13 protein-coding genes are annotated in these 16,749 nt (G+C 66.2%); 9 read left to right on the forward strand and 4 right to left on the reverse strand.

The features are described 5' to 3' along the window. Positions 1-39 precede the first annotated feature (39 nt). Entirely contained in the window at positions 40-1,431 is a 1,392-nt protein-coding gene (locus OG285_RS06040) for a helix-turn-helix domain-containing protein (RefSeq protein ID WP_371790415.1), read from the forward strand. Next, on the forward strand, positions 1,428-2,315 hold the full coding sequence (locus OG285_RS06045) for a phosphotransferase (RefSeq protein ID WP_371790416.1): 888 nt from the start codon (positions 1,428-1,430) through the stop codon (positions 2,313-2,315). The genes OG285_RS06040 and OG285_RS06045 overlap by 4 nt, the downstream gene beginning before the upstream one ends. Positions 2,316-2,432: 117 nt before the next feature. On the opposite strand, the gene OG285_RS06050 is transcribed toward OG285_RS06045, so the two are convergent. Continuing rightward, positions 2,433-2,687 (reverse strand): hypothetical protein, encoded by a 255-nt coding sequence (locus OG285_RS06050; protein WP_371790417.1) that lies wholly within the window; start codon positions 2,685-2,687, stop codon positions 2,433-2,435. Between the two features lie 776 nt (positions 2,688-3,463). Here OG285_RS06050 and OG285_RS06055 point away from each other — a divergent pair. Both OG285_RS06055 and OG285_RS06060 read left to right on the forward strand, forming a co-directional pair. Then, positions 3,464-4,483 (forward strand): NucA/NucB deoxyribonuclease domain-containing protein, encoded by a 1,020-nt coding sequence (locus tag OG285_RS06055; RefSeq protein ID WP_371790418.1) that lies wholly within the window; start codon positions 3,464-3,466, stop codon positions 4,481-4,483. A 79-nt stretch (positions 4,484-4,562) separates the two neighbouring features. Then, positions 4,563-5,435 carry a hypothetical protein gene (locus tag OG285_RS06060; RefSeq protein ID WP_371790419.1) on the forward strand — a complete coding sequence of 291 codons (873 nt, stop codon included), beginning with the start codon at positions 4,563-4,565 and terminating at the stop codon, positions 5,433-5,435. A 102-nt stretch (positions 5,436-5,537) separates the two neighbouring features. On the opposite strand, the gene OG285_RS06065 is transcribed toward OG285_RS06060, so the two are convergent. Beyond that, positions 5,538-5,882: a helix-turn-helix transcriptional regulator gene (locus tag OG285_RS06065; RefSeq protein ID WP_371790420.1), complete on the reverse strand. Its 345-nt coding sequence runs from the start codon at positions 5,880-5,882 to the stop codon at positions 5,538-5,540. A gap of 850 nt (positions 5,883-6,732) precedes the next feature. Here OG285_RS06065 and OG285_RS06070 point away from each other — a divergent pair. Continuing rightward, on the forward strand, positions 6,733-6,894 hold the full coding sequence (locus OG285_RS06070) for a hypothetical protein (RefSeq protein ID WP_371790421.1): 162 nt from the start codon (positions 6,733-6,735) through the stop codon (positions 6,892-6,894). 194 nt (positions 6,895-7,088) lie between these two features. Then, positions 7,089-7,337: a hypothetical protein gene (locus OG285_RS06075; RefSeq protein WP_371790422.1), complete on the forward strand. Its 249-nt coding sequence runs from the start codon at positions 7,089-7,091 to the stop codon at positions 7,335-7,337. 540 nt (positions 7,338-7,877) lie between these two features. On the opposite strand, the gene OG285_RS06080 is transcribed toward OG285_RS06075, so the two are convergent. Together OG285_RS06080 and cutA are read right to left on the reverse strand one after the other, a co-directional pair. Continuing rightward, a complete protein-coding gene (locus tag OG285_RS06080; RefSeq protein WP_371790423.1) occupies positions 7,878-8,348 on the reverse strand; it encodes an RHS repeat-associated core domain-containing protein in 471 nt (156 codons plus the stop codon). Between the two features lie 180 nt (positions 8,349-8,528). Beyond that, a complete protein-coding gene (gene cutA / locus OG285_RS06085; protein WP_371790424.1) occupies positions 8,529-8,855 on the reverse strand; it encodes a divalent-cation tolerance protein CutA in 327 nt (108 codons plus the stop codon). A gap of 469 nt (positions 8,856-9,324) precedes the next feature. Between cutA and OG285_RS06090 the strand changes: the two genes are divergently transcribed. From OG285_RS06090 to OG285_RS06100, 3 genes are read left to right on the forward strand one after another with little or no spacing between them, the layout of a single operon-like run. Further along, positions 9,325-10,503, forward strand: a complete 1,179-nt coding sequence (locus OG285_RS06090; protein ID WP_371790425.1) for a hypothetical protein — start codon at positions 9,325-9,327, stop codon at positions 10,501-10,503. After that, on the forward strand, positions 10,504-13,863 hold the full coding sequence (locus tag OG285_RS06095; RefSeq protein ID WP_371790426.1) for a hypothetical protein: 3,360 nt from the start codon (positions 10,504-10,506) through the stop codon (positions 13,861-13,863). It begins immediately after the preceding gene. Positions 13,864-13,870: 7 nt separating this feature from the next. After that, entirely contained in the window at positions 13,871-16,633 is a 2,763-nt protein-coding gene (locus OG285_RS06100) for an RNaseH domain-containing protein (protein WP_371790427.1), read from the forward strand. The last annotated feature ends 116 nt before the right edge of the window (positions 16,634-16,749 follow it).

Genomic DNA, 16,749 nt, shown 5'->3' on the forward strand with positions numbered 1-16,749 from the left:
CGGCATCAACGACTTCAGGGGCAGGGAATGCCGCAGCCAATGAAAGACCTCAACCCAGGGGCCTCGCCCCAGGAGTGGTTCGGGAACGAGCTGCGCGAGCTACGGAAAGCGGCGGGCTTATCCGCCGCAGCTCTGGGACGGTTAGTCCAGGTCAGCGACGACATGATCTTGGCGATTGAGAGAGGAAAGTACCCGAGCTGTCGCCGTGATGTGGCCCAACGGCTCGACGCCTATTTTGAGACCGGAGGGTTCTTCGACCGCGCTTGGCCGATGGTCTTCGGCAACCCCGATGCCGATAAAAGGCGGGCTGATGCCGATAAGCGCGCAGCGGGTAGGGGGGAAGAAACAGCTCAGGCGCGGGCAGGCCGCATCCTGGGCGGAGACGAACCATCTCCTCACTCCGGGAGCCATGAGCCAGTGAACCGACGCTCGTTCCTCCAAGTCAGCGGCCTAGCCGCCTTCGCCCCCATAGACCTCACGCAAGCCTTCGCCCCGTCTGGCCTCTCGCTCCCCGAGAGCGTCAGCCCCAGTCAGATCGACCAGGTGTTGGCAGCCGCCACCGCCATCAGCGGCATGGACAACAAGCTGGGCGGCGGCGGCATAGTCCGTGACGTGGCCGGCAGCGCGATGCAATGGTCCGCCGGGCTGCTGCAAGTGCGCTGCGCCGAGCACCTACGCGCCGACCTGTTCGCGGCCGTCTCACGGCTCGGTATCGTCGTCGGCGCATCGGCCTTCGACGCCTACCACCACGACGAAGCCACCAAGACGTTCAAGTTCGCAGCCGACTGCGCCGAGGAGGCCGGAGACTGGCACCTGCGTGCCAAGACTTACTCCTTTCTCGCCCGGCAGGCCGTGTGGATCGGCGCGCCAGACGATGGCCTCACCTACGCCGAGAAGGGACTCGTACGGTCCGACCGCCTGACCGCCACGGAACAGGCGATGCTCCACACAGCACGCGCCCGCGCCTTCGGGAAGATGGGCAATGTCCGGGACACCATGGCCGCAGTCGGCGCTGCGGACGAAGCGTTCACGCGTGCCCGCCCATCCGAGGACCCCCCGTGGATGGCCTACTACGACGCAGCGCAGCACAACGGGGACACAGCCCACGCGCTATTCGACCTCGCCATCCTGGCGGGGCAGGACCCAGGTAGGGCAGCAGGCCGGTTCAACATGGCGGTCAAGGGGCACTCGGACTCCTTCAAACGGTCCCGCGCGATCTCCCGTACGAAGCTTGCCGCCCTGATGATGGCGAAAGGCGATCCGCGGCAGGCGGCGCTGATCGGGCACGACGCCTTGGACGAAGTCGGCCGGCTCACGTCCCGACGGGCGGCCGACGATCTTCGGCAGCTCGGGCACTTCGCAGCCAGGCACCAGAAGGTTCAGGAGGCGTCAGGCCTGCGGGAACGGATCACCGCTACGGTCCCAGCATGACCCACTCCGCAGACGAGCCCGATCGGCGAACTCTCCAACAAGCCTGTGCTGCCGTGGGCTTGGATGCCTCGGCAGCCGAATCTGTACGCCTGGCCGAGAACGAAATATGGCGGCTCCCAGGGCAACAGGTGATCGTGCGGATCGCCCGCACCGGCCAGGGCGGTGCGGCGGCCCGTGAGGTGCGCGTAGCACGCTGGCTCGCTCGGGAGGATGTCCCGGCCGTCCGCCTGGTCGACGTGGAGCAACCAGTTGAAGTCGACGGGAGGCCCGTGACGTTCTGGGCGGAACTCCCGCGTCAGGAACACGGGTCGGTTCACGACCTGGCCCGCCTCCTGTCACGACTCCACTCATTGCCCGTGCCAGACATCGAGCTGGGGTACCTCGATCCATTCGTCCGGGTGGACGAGCGGCTGCAAGCCGCCGCGACGATCCCTGGAAACGACAAAGAGTGGCTGCGCGATCTTCACCGTGACCTCGCAGCGGCGTGGACAGAGCGGCCAGCCGGCCTTCCCGACCGGGCTGTGCACGGTGATGCCTGGCCCGGCAACTTCGTCCACACGAGCGACGGGGCTCTGATGATGGATCTGGAGCGTTTCTCTATCGGCCCCCCGGAGTGGGATCTCGTGTCTACCGCCGTACGCGCGAAGACGACCGCGGCAGTCACGGCACGAGAGTACGAGCAGTTCTGTGAGGCCTACGGGTACGACGTCACGGCTTGGGAGGGCTATCGCATCCTCGCAGGTGCCAGGGAACTGCGGATGGCGACTTACGCCGCCCAGCATGCAGCCAGCAACGGGGAGTGGATCAGGCAAGCGCAGTACCGGATCGACTGCCTTCGCGGCCGATCCGGTCCGCGGCCATGGTCGTGGAAAGGCATCCTCTGATCAATCCGTCCTGTTCGTACGAACGCAGCTCGCACCGACTCCTCCCGGCATGCGCCGCAACGAAGTTGAGCCACAACCACAACTCATAAATAGGGCAAGCGAACCCGCAGTCCGCCGTTATAACGCATCGACGTTTGGCCGCGGGCCGAACCCACGACGACACCACGGATGCCGGTTCGCCTTGTCAGCGTCCTGGTGGGAGGTCCAGCCACAGTCGAAGCCGTCGAATACCTCCACCACGCCGACGCCAGCCTGGCGGGTGCGGTTGAGCGTACCCGCGTTGTACGCGACGGCCTTCCAGTCCGCCTGTTCGAGGTTGCGCGATGCCGCGACGACGGATGGGACTGGCCCCCAGTCCTTGTGCTCGCGCACTATCGGGTGCGGCGGCACGAAATTCCCCGCCGTGTCCCTCCCGGATCCTCCTGAGCCATGACGCCACCTCCGGTCTGACGGGCGCGTCCAAAGCATCGGTGCTGGATGCGCTTATCCAGTCCCAGAAAGGCTGCCGGCACTCGTGACGGCCGACCCTTCCTACCGTCGAATCCACCGTTGGACGAGAGAGGCGACCACCCGCGATGTTTCCGGTGCATGAATCAGACGCTGACCAAATCCATATGACGTTGCACCAGATGCTAGAAAGGATCCGGTACGAAGCGCCTGCCCCACCCGGGAGCAGGCCGAGGGCGTCACGCGATCCGTGCTGGCGGGCTTGGGGCATCAGCTGACGGGCGACGAACGGGGTCGACCGAGCTGCCCGCCGGCAGCGGCGGGAAGGCAGACAGCGAACTGCCCCAGCAGCACTCGTGCATCGGCGTTGAGCGGAGGCTGCATGTGATTTGGCACAGCATGAACCACTCCCCAGTCACGTGGGACTGTCAACAGCGTGGCCTGCCCCGGGGACACGGGTTCGCGGGTCGGAAATGAGGTGACGGGGGCGACGTGCTCCTCGACAAGAAACTTCAGGATCTGAGGGCGGCTGCGCCGTTCTGTGGTTCTCGTCGTGATGATAGTTGACCGAAAACCGACATGTCCTAACAGGCAGTGCCCTAACGGTCAATAGATCCAAGGGCGTTGAGGAGCATAAAGTCCCGCTCGGACGGCGGCCCGCTGTGGTGCCGTTCCTCCACCTACGAGGGGACACAACACCCATGCCCATCAGTGCGCCCAGGAAAGCCGTCGTCGGTGCCGCTCTCGGCACTCTTCTCCTCACCGGCATCAGCGCCGCCACCGCGCAGCCCGCACCGGTGCGGGACAGCATCACGGTCACCCGGGCCCCGGCCGTCAAGACCATCTACGCCAACACCGCGGCTGCCGCGACGTGCCGTCTCAATACCATCAGCATCACCCGCACCAGCATGTGTATGGACGTCGGTGCCCGCGTCGATCTGCTCAGGAACGGCAAGCCGGTCGGCTCCGCCAGCTTCGACATCAAGCACTCGATGACGTTGCAGACCAGCAAGCTGAAGTGGGCGGAGAGCTTCACCGTCGGTAAGGCCAAGCTCGTCAACGCCGGTGGCATCCGTATGAGCGTGTCCGTCGGCGGGGGCAAGGGCGTCAAGACCGCCGTCAAGTTCCCGCAGGGCTCCACCCTCGGCTCCGCCCACAAAGGGACCGTCGGCTACGCCGCCAGCGTCGGGAAGAAGAAGCAGCTCGCCAGCCCGGCCTCCTACCGGTTCTCCTTCACCAAGCCCGGTTACTCGGCAGGCGGCTTCACCTACAAGTCCGCCAAGTACCGGTGCGACGACACGTTCTGGGGCGCCAAGAAGCGCACCAAGAACCCCGGCTGTGTCTTCCCGTCCTACTCCCCCGTCTTCAGCCTCTCGCGCAGCGACGCGAAGGTGAAGCAGTCCGCCACCCACATCCTCGACGCCCAGCGCAAGATCACCGGTCACCCGGGCGCCTCCTCGCCGCTGCACCGCATCACCAACGAGAAGACCATCAGCAACCACCGCAAGGCCATGTGCGCGAAGGTCCACAACCCCAACCCCAAGAAGTACGACTGCGACGAGTACCCCTTCGCTGCCAGCAAGGAGGGCGGCAACCCGGCACGCGGCAGCACCCGCATCATCTCCGCCGGTGACAACCGCAGCGCCGGTGCCCGTCTCGGCGGCTTCTACAAGTCCCAGCGCGTCCTCAACGGCGACGGCTACTACGTCGGCATCAAGTAAGACCCGTCACACCTGCCAAAGGCCCGTCTACCCTTTCAGGACGTAACTGGCAGGCACAGCGAGCACGATGGGGTTCTCCATGCAGCGTTCCAACTGGCCGTTCCTCCAAGGCCGCACCCGCCCGCTCAAGATGAAGGAGTGGGGCGACCTGGCCGTCATGGACCCCGACGCCAGCCCGCAGCCGCGGGGGCGCGGACTCCTGGCGGCCGGGAAAGACTGGCTACACATCGACGCCGGGAACGCCCTGGAGAACCCCATCGTCACCCTCTACGCCGGAGACGACCCGGGAGCGGAGAGCGGCTGGGACGAGGTCGAGGAGACCCCTGTGGTCTCCACGACCGGCTTCCTCGCCCTGTGCGACAGCGGATACGAACCCCTGCGCAAAGAGAACCTCGCCATCGCAGGAGCCGGCCGGTACCTGATCCGCGTCCACGCCAGTGACCGGTCGACGGACGGCAAGAAGCCCCGCTTCCTCATCCAGGTCACCCCCGGCGAGCGTACGGGGGCCGAGCCCGAGACGCCACCCTCCTCCACGATCGAGGAGTCCGCCGGCCCGCTTCTGGTGCGGACCTCCTTCGAACAGCCGGAGCAATGGGCACGCCTGCTCCAGGCCCTCGAAGGAGGCTCGGGGCACTACGAGTCGATCACCGTCATCGACAACCGCGCCTACACGACCTTCACGGCGGAGCAGATCCAGGCGCGGATCGGGCGTGATGGAGAGGACTGGCCGGACAGCCCCCTCCTCCTCATCGCCGACACTCCGGCACTGGCCTCCGCGGAGTTCCCGTTGCTGGCCGTGAACAATCTGCCCGACGATGACGACGCTCCGTTCAGGATCATCCTCGCAGCGGCCGGATCCTTCGTCGTCAACATCGAGCTGGGCAACACGGGCTTCGGTGACTGGAGCCGCGGTGCCGACGCCGACGGCATCTACCGGGAAGAGCACTACTGACAGATCCAAGGGTGCACACCACGGCACCCTCCGTCGGTTGCCCCGTCAGCCCCGGACACGGGGGTGTCCGTGCCCGTGCTCCCCCGGACACGGACACCCCCGTCAGGCGGCCGTCATCACCGACCCCGGCGGAACGCCAGTCTCACGGCACTCGCACCGCGGATCGGAGCACAGCTCCTCGTGAGCGAGCACGGCCAGCACCGCGACCTGAAGCCGCGTCTGCTGGTCCAGCTTCTCCACGATCCGCGCGATGTGCGCCTTCACCGTGCGCTCCGCGATCCCCAGCTCCCGCGCGAGATCCCGATTACCTGCACCCGTGCCCACGAGAAGGAGCACTTCTCGCTCGCGTCCCGTCAGCCTTTTGAGCTTCCATAAACCCCGTACCGGATGGGCGCCCATCCGGCGGTAGACGCAGACATGACCATCCGCATCGAACCGTTCAGTCATTACGGTCCTTCCTGACCACCGCTTTTCCCTGGAAGACCCCCGTGGTCCTGGGCGCGGTGGCGAGCGTTCACAACTTAGCGCTCTGATGGCGCAACTGGGGCAACTTAAAAGGTGACCTGTCTCGCCTACGGCGACGACGAAGGGGGACAAGTCGCCATCCGAAAGGATCCGTTGACAGAGGAGTGCGAAGTCTCGCCTCCAGGAGTGCCTGCCTCAGGGGCCCGGATCCCGCCCGCCGAGCGCGAGCGGCTGACGCGCCTCCTCATCGACGCCCTGGAACAGAGTGGGCAGCGCACGCACGAGAGACCACGGCTACCGGCCCGTCCACTTCCCCGCCGCCCCCAATTTCCGTCCGTGACACCACAAGCCAACAGGACACAGTGGGTTTTCAGCCACTGGTCAGCATCCTGGTGCTCCGGCCCCGGCTCCAGGGCAGGGCACGGAGCACGCGATCACGCGGGCTTGGGTATGGACCCGCCTCACCCTTGATGACGGGTCATTGGCAAACTTCAACGGCTGGACCCGGGTTCGCCCGAAGTGATCGGCATCGGCAGTAGCAGCGACTGGAGGGAACTGAATGAGTGAGGTGACACCGGAGTTCACCGGTTCCGAAATTTTCCGATCAGACAGGTACTTCAGGGTCTGGCAGTACGCTGTCGGTCACCAGTACTGCGTGCTCTCGGGCCGGTCGTCGACGGCGCTGTCAGCCGACCGGTACCGTCAGCGTGCTGCACCGTCTCGCAGGTGTCCCGGACGAGATCGAGGACCACCGTGAGCCGGGCGCCGAGTCCGCAGCCCAGGGGGAAGCGCGTCACCGGAGAGCGCCTTTCCGGAAGGCCGGGCACGCCGCGTGCTGAGGCTGCGCGTCGTGGATCTGCTCGCGGCTGTCCGAGGTCGCGGTCGGGCCGTGCCCGTACGGACCGCCCGGTGGGCCGCGGCCAGGAGCGCGGAAACGGCCCCCGGTTCGGTGCCGGTCACCGTGGCGATCTGGTCGATGCTCAGCAGCAGCTGATGGTGAAGGCGAGGGGCGTCCTCGATAGCGGTGAGTGCGCGACCGCTCCGGTGGGCGACGGCACGGGTGTGTCTCTCCCACACCCAGGCGGCGGGATGCGCCCGAGACAGGCCCGGCCGCCCAGCCTCGCGGCCATGGCACCAACCTCATGAGGCAGCACAGTTAGGGGCCCGTCGCGGTGGTCAGCACCAACGGTGGGCGGCGGAGAGGTCGCCCACCACGCCGTTCTCGACGCCGACGACAAGATCACCACAGCGATCTCCCGGCTGCTCGGTACTCACAGCGGCGACTACGCCTACTACGTCGACATCGCCCACTTCATGGCCGGCCGCCCGCTCGACGGCTCCTCACCAGCACGATGGCTCGACGGGGAACCCGTCGCCCGCCAGCGCTGGCGGGAACTGGTCATCACCCGCCGCGACCGCTGCAACAGCACCCTCTGACCGTGGTCAAGGCGTGAGGTCCAGAACCCGCACCGGCTCCCCGGCCCACCGGTGCCACAGACACATCGCCAAGTCGTGGCGCGAACACACGGTGCTCCCCGCGTCGAGGGGAGCACCGTGTAGCCCACCGCCGTTTATTCTCCCGGCAGTTGATTCGGGAGAGCCGACGGCAATGATGCGACGAATCGATCGATCTCATCACGGTCGGACGGTGACGTCACGAACTCTCGACCATTGACGATTAAGCGGCGATGGTCCGCGCTCAGTGAGGCAGCGCAACTCTCGCGCCGTTCGGTCCAGACTATATTGCTGGGCGGCTTGACTTTCGACTGTAAGAGAATGCCGCCACTCGTTGATCGGATAGTGCGAGAATGCAGCCTCGGAAAAGTAGCCCGTAGGGCAGAGGGCCCAGAGGGTATCGGACGGGGAAAGTCCGCTCCAATTTTTCGTCTTGGCGCAGCAAGGATTGAATGTCCCGCGCTGTCCACATCTTTTCCACTGCTACTCCTGAATCAGTCGCGGAACCCGACGTAAATGGAGTTAGGAAGCCCGCCCACGAATCCGACCCCCACGCCGTACCCGGCGCCGGCTATCGCGCCCGCAGGGCATCCGATGCCGTCCGTAAAGACTCCGGCGATGATGCAGCCCCCAGTGGCCCCGGCCGCCGCCCACTGTGATAAACGAACTGAGAGTACTGAGAGCGCTGTCGAAGTCGAACATCCCGGTGGGGTCGGTGTTGTTGATGGGGTCGTCGCCGGCGTAGGCGTAGCGGTTTCCGTTGGCGGGGTTGGCGAGGAAGGTGAGGGCGTCTTGTGTGGTGAAGCGGCCGGTGGTGGGGTCGTACCAGCGCTGGCCGTATTTGATGTAGCCGGTGGTGCGGTCGTAGGTGCCGCCGACGTATCGGTGGGGGTTCTGTATGGCTGCGGTGCCGCTGGCCTGGTCGTCCTGGGGGACCTGGCGTCCGCACTTCTGCGCGGTGGCGACGTAGACCGCGGGGCCTACGTCGCGCACCGGTTCGCCGCAGCGGCGGAGTCGAAGCCCAACACCATGGGCCGGCAGCGGGCCCAGGCCATCGCTGCCGGGCTCCCCGACACTGAGCATGACCTGGCCAGCCACCTGCTGACGCTCGCGACGCTGTGAAGCGTCGAAGCGCACAGGCTCGGTGAGAGCGAGGCGCTGTAGTGGAGACCTCTACCGCGGGCGCGTCTCATCGACGACCCAGGACAGGTACGCCTCCGACCCTCCGGTCACAGGCAGCGTAATCCACTGGGGGACGTCGTACGGGTGCCTCTCGTGCAGCCATGCCTCCAGCGCGGGGAGGCGATCCGACGACGTCATGTAGGAGATCCGCCACTCCTGAGCTGCCTCGACCTTGCCCTGCCACCAGTAGAAGGCGGTGATGGGCGCATCAATGTGGACGCCCGCCGCCAGTTTGCTCTCAACAGCGCCTCTGGCGAGGGTCTTCGCCTGCTCCTCGTCGTCACTCGTCGTCTGCGCGATCACGATCTCGGGGTCCATGCGGCTACCTCTCCAGCTCGGGTACCGCGACCCTACCCAGATGTCCGACGCAGCTCGCGGGTTGGTTTCGCCCATGAGCGGTTCTGCTCCCCCTGCCGGTAGTAGTACGTGGACGGCGGCTCGGGGGCATGACGAGCCCGTTGGTAGCTGAGGCCTCGGGAGGCCGACTACCACTCCGGACTCGCCGACGCAGGAAGTCCACGGAGTTCATGACGACGCGCTGCTGTGTGGGGTAGTCACGAATGTGCTGCGTCAACGTCGGCAATCGGCTGAGCGCACCGTTCGGGCGATGAGCGAAGGCTAGTCGTGACATTCACGTGGGGCACGGGAGTGCTCGCCCACGGGGGTTCGGCACTGCGAACCGGGGAGGAGTTCGTCCTCCACGTGGTCGGAGGTGTCGATCACAGTGGCTACTATCCGTCGCGACAAAAGGTCACTGAGGGGACAGACCATGCCTGTTAGGGACGTAGTGACGGACGTGTCGCGTGCGGCGCGCTTGACGCAGGTGTCGGCTGATCTGCCGGACGACTACATGACGGTGCAGCTGCTCGCAGCTGGACTCGCGCGAATTCAGACGGACCAGCTCGGCGCGATGTGGAGTACGCCGTCACTGGGCACTCAGTCTGTGGGGCTTCCTGTGGCGTGGAATGCCGGGGTGAAACGGCTGTGGTGGCGCGCGCTGGAGAGCGGCATGGCTCAACCAATCACCCATATGGAGGTGTTCGCCTGGTGCACGCGACCGCTCGGGCAGTGGCCACTCGCTCTCGACATCACCGAAAGCGATAGAGACCTCCTGCTGGTGGACGACGGCAGGCCCTCCGCCTTCGCGGACGAGGCCGCCCGGTTGGCCATGTCCAAGGACCCCGAGGCCGAACTGGTCGAGAACCGCTCCTTCGACCTGCTCATGACCACAGCGGACCGCAACGCCAATTGCGAAGAGCAGGTCCAGAAGAACTATGTCGAGCTGCGCGGCTTCCTGATCGACAAGCCGATTGCGTCAGACCTCGACCTGGCCTCCCTCATCCGGCGCTTCCCCGCCAAGAACACTCATGGTCAGCCGTGGGTGAAGGAGTGGTTCCTGCACGGCTATCAACATCGCCCCGCGTCAGGGCCGACAGTGCTGGATGTGTGCGACGAGTGCGGTAACCCGCTGCCCAGCAGGCGAGGGCATTGCGGCACTCCGGGGTGCGAGGGATCGGCCACGCAGTGGACCGTCGAGGCGATGTCCGAGCTGTATGTCCAGCGGCAGGCCGTACGCCGCTTCTTCCACGACCCAGGCTTGGCGGAACGCCGGGTCCTCCACGCAACAGGGTCCGCGCTGGGGCAGCGCATGCACCCGTGGTGGGGCATGGACGCCGTGGACGTGGCCTACGACTTCGATGGCACGGACCACATGGGCACGGGAGAGTGGTGGGCCGCTGACGTGAAGGATCACGCGAGCGCCACGCTGCTGGGAAGGTATTTTCGCTGGGATCCGCGTGCCGACGCGCGTCGCCGGTTCCTGGTGATCGCCCAGCACCGGTTCGAGACACGGGGCTACGTCGATGACCTGAGAGATGCCATGGACGGACGTGTTTGTGGTGTCGAGGTCGTCGGCGAGGACAACTTCATCGCTGCGGTACTTCGGCACGCTTCGGAGCGTGGCTGAATGGCTCGTGACATCACGGCGTGGAACGACCCGCTGGTGAAGGAGGCCGACGCCACGGGGCTGACCCCGTTGATGCAGCCGCTTACGGCCCTGGAGTTCTTCCGTGTGGAGTTGGGCCTGCACTTCCTGACCGAGTACATGCCCGGCCAGTCGGCAACGGTGTTGCGCAAGGTCCTGGATGGCTATCTCAGCGCGGGCCCAGACACCGCCCCGCTCGTGCGCAACCTCCGCCGCCGAATGGGACCCACAGCTCGGGGCGGCGAGTGGAAGGTGCGCCTGAACGACTACTGCAAACTGCCCGCTCACTTGCGGAAGTTCGAGCTGGACAACCCGGACTCGCGCCGAGTAGTACACGGCAGTGCCTTCCGCCCACGCGGCAGCGCCGTGCTGTCCGGCAGGGTCAAGGCATATCGGGACGCACTGCTTGATCCCGTGCCGTACGAGATGCGGCCGGCGCGTGAGCCGGCTCGGGCCGGCGCGGCCCTTTGGTTCAAGCGTCACAACGACAAGAAGGAGCGCCTGCGGGTACCCGACTGGGTGGCCGCAGCGACAAAGCCGCCGCTCTTGCAGCCCAAGGAGCGACGTACCCGGACCCCGTTCCTTCCGGTGACCGACGATGACATGAAGCAGGCGGCCAAGGAGATGGACCGCCTGCTGGAAGACGATCCGCGCCATCGAGGCGAGAACTTCTCCGGCCGCCTGGAGAACATGGTCTTCGCGAGTACGGACACAGAGGCTGGTGAACTCCGCGACGGGCTGGGAGTGTTCGGAATCGACGGCGTTGCACATGTCGTCGGCCTAATGAACTCCGGCAAGACCACCTTCAACGACATCCTCGTGAAGATCTCTGTCGACCGGGGCCTGAAAGTGGGCTACCTCGTCTCATCGGTCGGCGACGCGCTGGCAAAGGTGCGCTTCTTCCGCGCCCTCGGGATCCGGGCGGTCCCGCTCATCGGCAGCTCCACACGCGACGAACACCTGGCGCGGTACTGGGATGACGTGCTGTACGTCAGCGAGGGAGGAGACGTTGCCCCATTGCCGTCGCAGACGGACGCTACCGCGCCGTTCACCACGGACTTGTGCCCCCTGGAGATGCTTCTGGAGTCCTCCGGTCCTGTTGCCGAACCGCTGGCACTGGAAGACCGGCCGTGCCGGAACTCGCTGCGTGTCGTCGGCGCGACGAAGCGCAAGGAGCGAGTGGACTGTCCGCTGCTGTCGGTGTGTCCCTCGCAGATCGCTTCGTGCGAAGTGCCCGACGCCCAGGCGTGGGTCACCACGCCCGCCGCCCTGCTGGCCAGCGGAGCGGAGCCCTCGGCGTATGCCGCCCGCTGGATCACTGCGGCTCAGCACGAACTCGACCTTCTGGTGGTCGACGAGGCCGACCGCGTCATGACCCAGTTCGACAAGAAGTTCCTGCATCACGAGCCGCTGACTCAGCCGGACGGATGGAGCAGTCGCATCGCCGTGGCCTGGCACGAAGGCCTCGCCACCACCTGGTACAGGCCCATGGCACACAAGCATGGGCAGCGGTTTCAGCAATACGCGACCTATCACTCGCAGGCCCTTGCGGGCCTGCTGCCCTTGCTGATGCTGCCCGCCGGTGACACGCCGGAGGCCAAAAGGGCGGCTGAGGAGGCCCTGGCTCAGACCGCCGACGACGGACCGTTCAGCGGACACACTCTGCTGACCCGACTGGCCCGCCTCCTGCACGGCATCGGGAACCGTGCCGAGCGCGAGGAGGACGCCGACAGGTGGGAAGCCGCCGAGCAGTACTTCGACAAGTACTTCGTCGCGCTAACCGCAGGACCGTTCGACGCCCCACCCAGCCATATCGCCGAACTGATCGACACCATGACGGCCGGGTACGCCGCCGAGCGGACAGCACAGGAAGTTGCCGAAGAGTGGATCACACGGCATGCACCGCCTTCGATTCCCGACGGACCACCTCCCCGCCGAACCGAACTGGCGCACCTGCTCATCGCCGGCATCTGGGCCGCGCGCGTGACCACCTCGTACTTCGAACTCTCCGCCATGCAGGAAACCCTGCGCGAGGTGATGCCACTCGCCATGGGCGGAAGTGCCCTGACGCATCAACCACACGCCGAACTACGCGCTCTCGTGCCTGAGTTGCCGATGGGCAACATGATGGCGTTGCAGTGGACCCCCAGCCGCAAAGGCAGCGGCGGCTCCCTGGACGTACTGTGGCTGCGCGGTGTGGGCCGCTGGCTGCTGTACCACCTGCACGACATGCTCGCATGCGAAGGAGTCGAAGGCCCCCATGTCCTGCTCACGTCCGCGACCAGCTATGACCCGTACTCAGCGCGCTATCACATCGACATCCTCCCCTCACTGATCCTGCGCGAGCCCGAGCAGTGCGCAGAGGCACTGAGAACCAGCCGACTGCTGTATCGGCCGCGCCGGCGCCCCGGCCACGAAAGAGGCGTGCGCGTCTCGGGAGCAGGGGGGCGCGAAGCTCGGCAGAACGCGGTGCGGACGATGACCGACGCAGTCTGCACCCCGGACCCCGGTGCCACCCTTTCACTTCTTGAGCAGGCGCTCCAGAGTGCCGATGAAGACCGACGCAAGGCGCTGTTCGTGGTCCTCAGCACGCAGGACGCCGAAACCAGTGCCCACTACATGAACACCCGCACCAGCGTGACCGCCTGCCATGTGGTCCCGGACAGTCGCGCACCGGGCCCCTACGGCCTTGCCCACCGGCGCATCGCCGAATTCCCCACCCTCCAGGCCACCGTGATGGCCGCGGCCGAAGGCTCCGTGGGCCGCGCACACAACATGCTCAACGCCCGCGGCGTCGCTGCCGTCTCCGTCATCTTCTACCTCGCCCGCCTGCACCCGCCGCCAGACGACCTGTCCTTCCCCCTGGCCGTGCTCAATTCCCAGGCTATGGCCCGTCTGCTCGACCCCATCCGCTGCGACGTACCCGGCACCGACCCGACTCAGGAAGTCCGCACGCTCACCCGCCGGGCCTACGCGACCTGGGGCGGAATGATGGGCCGCCCTCTGACCTTCCGCACCATGCCCACCGAAGAACTGCGCCAGGCCTTCGTCGCGGACCAGTTCCATTCCTTCTACCAAACCACCGGCCGCGGCATCCGCGGCAACGTACCCGTCCGCGTTTACCTGCTGGACGCCGCTTTCGCACCCCGCGCTGCTGACCCCCGCGACTCGGCCCTCGATACCGACCGCACCAGCATCCTGATTGCAGGCCGGGCACTGGTACGCGAGCTCCTCGCTGACCCGGGCCCCAGGGCGGACGCCCAGACCCGCGTCAAGCACGCGATCCACACCACCGTGTGGGGGCTGCTCGGAAACCTCCTTGAGAACATCGACTGGGGATGAAAGACCTGTGACCAGCACCGGCAACGAGTCCAAGAAGCCGTCACCACCGCCTCGCTACAACAACACCATTCCCCCGGTCTTCGCGGCCCTCCCCGGGCAGAAGCTCGCGCTCGACTTCTACACGGCCGCCTTCCCGCGCGAAATCCTCCCCCGCCTCCAGCGCGCCTGGGACAGTAACCCCAAGTCTCGCTCGCGCTACCTTCCGACGCGTGGGTTGCGTGAACTCGTGGAGTGCGTCGGCGCGGGCATCCTCGCAGTCGGCGACGATCTGAGCGCTGACGCCTGGCTCTACGCCCTGTGTCCGCCCCAGAACCAACTGGCCCTGCAAATCGCCCTGGAGACCTGGATCACCACCGAGGTCGCACCCCACCAAAGCGACGTCGACTGGCCCTCCTGCATCAAAGCGGCCTTCCCTCTGGAATGGTCCCCCACGACACTCGACCTGCTGGGACACGGCAAAGCACCCAACGACACAGCGCGGCCCCGCCCCCATGTCTACCGACTCCTCGCGTCCTACCTGGCCACCCGATGGATCGAGAAGAAGTGGGTGCTCCCCGGGCACAAGCAGAACGAGACCACTGTCCTTGGCACCATCGGAGACCGCGGTCAACGCAGTGTCTACCTCTGGCCACCCCGCGAACTGACCGATGACGGTGCGTTCGGCCTGTGGACCCACCAGACCACGTTCCGCGTCACAACGATGCCGCACGACGACCGGCTCCTCATCCGGGCAACCCCGCACATCACCCGCTTCGGCGGCACCATGCCCGTCTACCTACCGCGACGCAGTCCCGACAAACCACCCACCGCCACCGTGCTGCTCCACGTACCCGGTGGCGTACTCAGCGGCCTGGAGTACCCCCTATTCCTCCGGGCACCTGTCGTGGCCACCGGCCGCGCAGATGAGATGACATGGCGCTGGACCCCCGGGATCGCCCGGATGCTGCCCTCCCTCCCCACCTCCCACCTCTACCCGGACCCGAACGCCGTCCGAGAAGACCCGCGGGCCTACAACGGCCTCGGCCGCGATGACAGGACGAAGAGGGATCCCGTCGCCCTTCTCCTGCACACCACGGGCTACACCTATCTTCTGGACGAACCGGACGGCGAAACCGGACGTAAGTCCGCCGGCCACCCCGCCGAGACGGGCCTCCAGCCGATCGACCACCTCCTCCTGTTCGAACAACTGAAGGAGACCCTGCCCGGACTGCACCTTGAACCGGTCGATTCCATCGGTAAGATCCCGCAGCGCCGTGCACCTCGGCTCGAACCCGCCGCCCCCGGCGCCGTGTACCGCCTGGAGCTGGGACACACCGCCCCCGGTACGTACGAAGCCGTACATCTGGCCCTGACCGGCCTGCTCGGCTACACCCATACTGACCACCGGAGTGAGACCGGACGCGACGTTCACGTCTATCGCGGTGCCACCGAAGTCCATCTGCGCCTGTACAACCCTGACACTCTGGTATCCGGAACACCCTGGCCTACCGAAAAATCGTCGGAAGAACGCAGCGAGGCTCGGCGTCAGCACCGCGCGGAAAGGACTCGCGCACTGCGCGAGGCCCTCCCCGACGAGGCACAACTGATCGGTGCGCTCATGGAGATCGGTAAACCGGCCTCCTTCTCAGCAGCACACCAAGACGACCCCAAGCCTCTGCTCAAGAAGGTCCTTCCAACGCTTGGTCGGCACGTCCAATGTCTGCACCCCGTCACCCGGACGGCCAACCCGGACGCGAAGAAGGATGGAGCCAAGCCCTTCCAGAACTCCCAGATCCGCCGTGCCGACGTCGAGCGCGCCGCCTCCGCCGTGCGCGACATCCTCCGGTCCGTCGGACACTTGCCGCAACTGCCTCGCCCACGAGGCGTCACCGGCTCCTTCGAGCTCACCGCCGTGCACCTGGCCCGATCACGCGGAGGCCTCGTACCCCTCCTGCTCCGCGCAAACACAGACGGCATGGTTACCGCCCAACTGGTTCCCACCACCAGCCATCTGAACGAAGCCCCCATGCCATTGGTCGACTTGCCCAAGGCCCTGGTCGAGGGACGAGGCCGCGTCCGCGCTCGGGACCGAGCCCAACTGGCTGACTTCCTCACCCAAGCCCTCGCGCTCGACAGCACCGCGGACCGTCTCCTGATTGCACGCGCTCAGACCCTGCGCAACAGAGAGATCTGGTCGTGGCTGCAGAACGACCACATCGCCCCGGACGCCCTCGTCCTCCCGGGTATCGACTGCAGCTCGGCAGAATCAGTCAGTCGGCGCACGCCGACGGATCTGCCAGGCTTGCGCATTGTCCGCATCAACGACGACTCCGATGAGATCCCTCTCATCTTCGGAATGAATCCGTTGGAGAATTCGGATGCCGAGAGCGCTGACGCCCCCGCTCAAGGCGCTGTCGTCTCCGGCGAGAACCCGCCGGACCAGCCTGAGACGCCGAGCCCGGACAACGTGCTCCCATATGAATGGGGCCGATACTCCGGATTGATCCCCTGGAACGATCGCACCTATCTCGCCGTCAACCCCCGCCCGGACACCCACCAGCTGTCCAAATCCGTCTCCAAATACCTCGGAGACGACCGCGACGTCACCCGCCACGGAGCCAACCCAAGGTCGTTGGAAATCCATATCTCCTTCCAGCAGCCCACCGACAACACCGCCGACCTGGCCGCCTACGTGAACGGGCTGCGCCGTTGCCACCTGCACACCGCAACACCAACCCGGCTGCCCTACCTGCTGCACTTGGCGCGGCTCATGGAGGAGTACATCGAGTGACCGCGTAGAGCTTCGAGGCCGCTCGGGGCCTCCAGAATGTTGCGGAGTAACCCCGGGGGTGTCGCTCTCCACATCGACCTCTAGGTCCAACGCCGTTCAGTTAGGGCGGGGCCTGG

The sequence above is a fragment of the Streptomyces sp. NBC_01471 genome (assembly GCF_041438865.1).
Lineage (GTDB): Bacteria > Actinomycetota > Actinomycetes > Streptomycetales > Streptomycetaceae > Streptomyces.

Coding starts and splice junctions, on each gene's coding strand:
- OG285_RS06045 (WP_371790416.1), top strand. CDS start 1,428: ATGACCCACTCCGCAGACGAGCCCGATCGGCGAACTCTCCAACAAGCC.
- cutA (WP_371790424.1), bottom strand. CDS start 8,855: ATGGACCCCGAGATCGTGATCGCGCAGACGACGAGTGACGACGAGGAG.
- OG285_RS06040 (WP_371790415.1), top strand. CDS start 40: ATGAAAGACCTCAACCCAGGGGCCTCGCCCCAGGAGTGGTTCGGGAAC.
- OG285_RS06095 (WP_371790426.1), top strand. CDS start 10,504: ATGGCTCGTGACATCACGGCGTGGAACGACCCGCTGGTGAAGGAGGCC.
- OG285_RS06065 (WP_371790420.1), bottom strand. CDS start 5,882: ATGACTGAACGGTTCGATGCGGATGGTCATGTCTGCGTCTACCGCCGG.
- OG285_RS06060 (WP_371790419.1), top strand. CDS start 4,563: ATGCAGCGTTCCAACTGGCCGTTCCTCCAAGGCCGCACCCGCCCGCTC.
- OG285_RS06055 (WP_371790418.1), top strand. CDS start 3,464: ATGCCCATCAGTGCGCCCAGGAAAGCCGTCGTCGGTGCCGCTCTCGGC.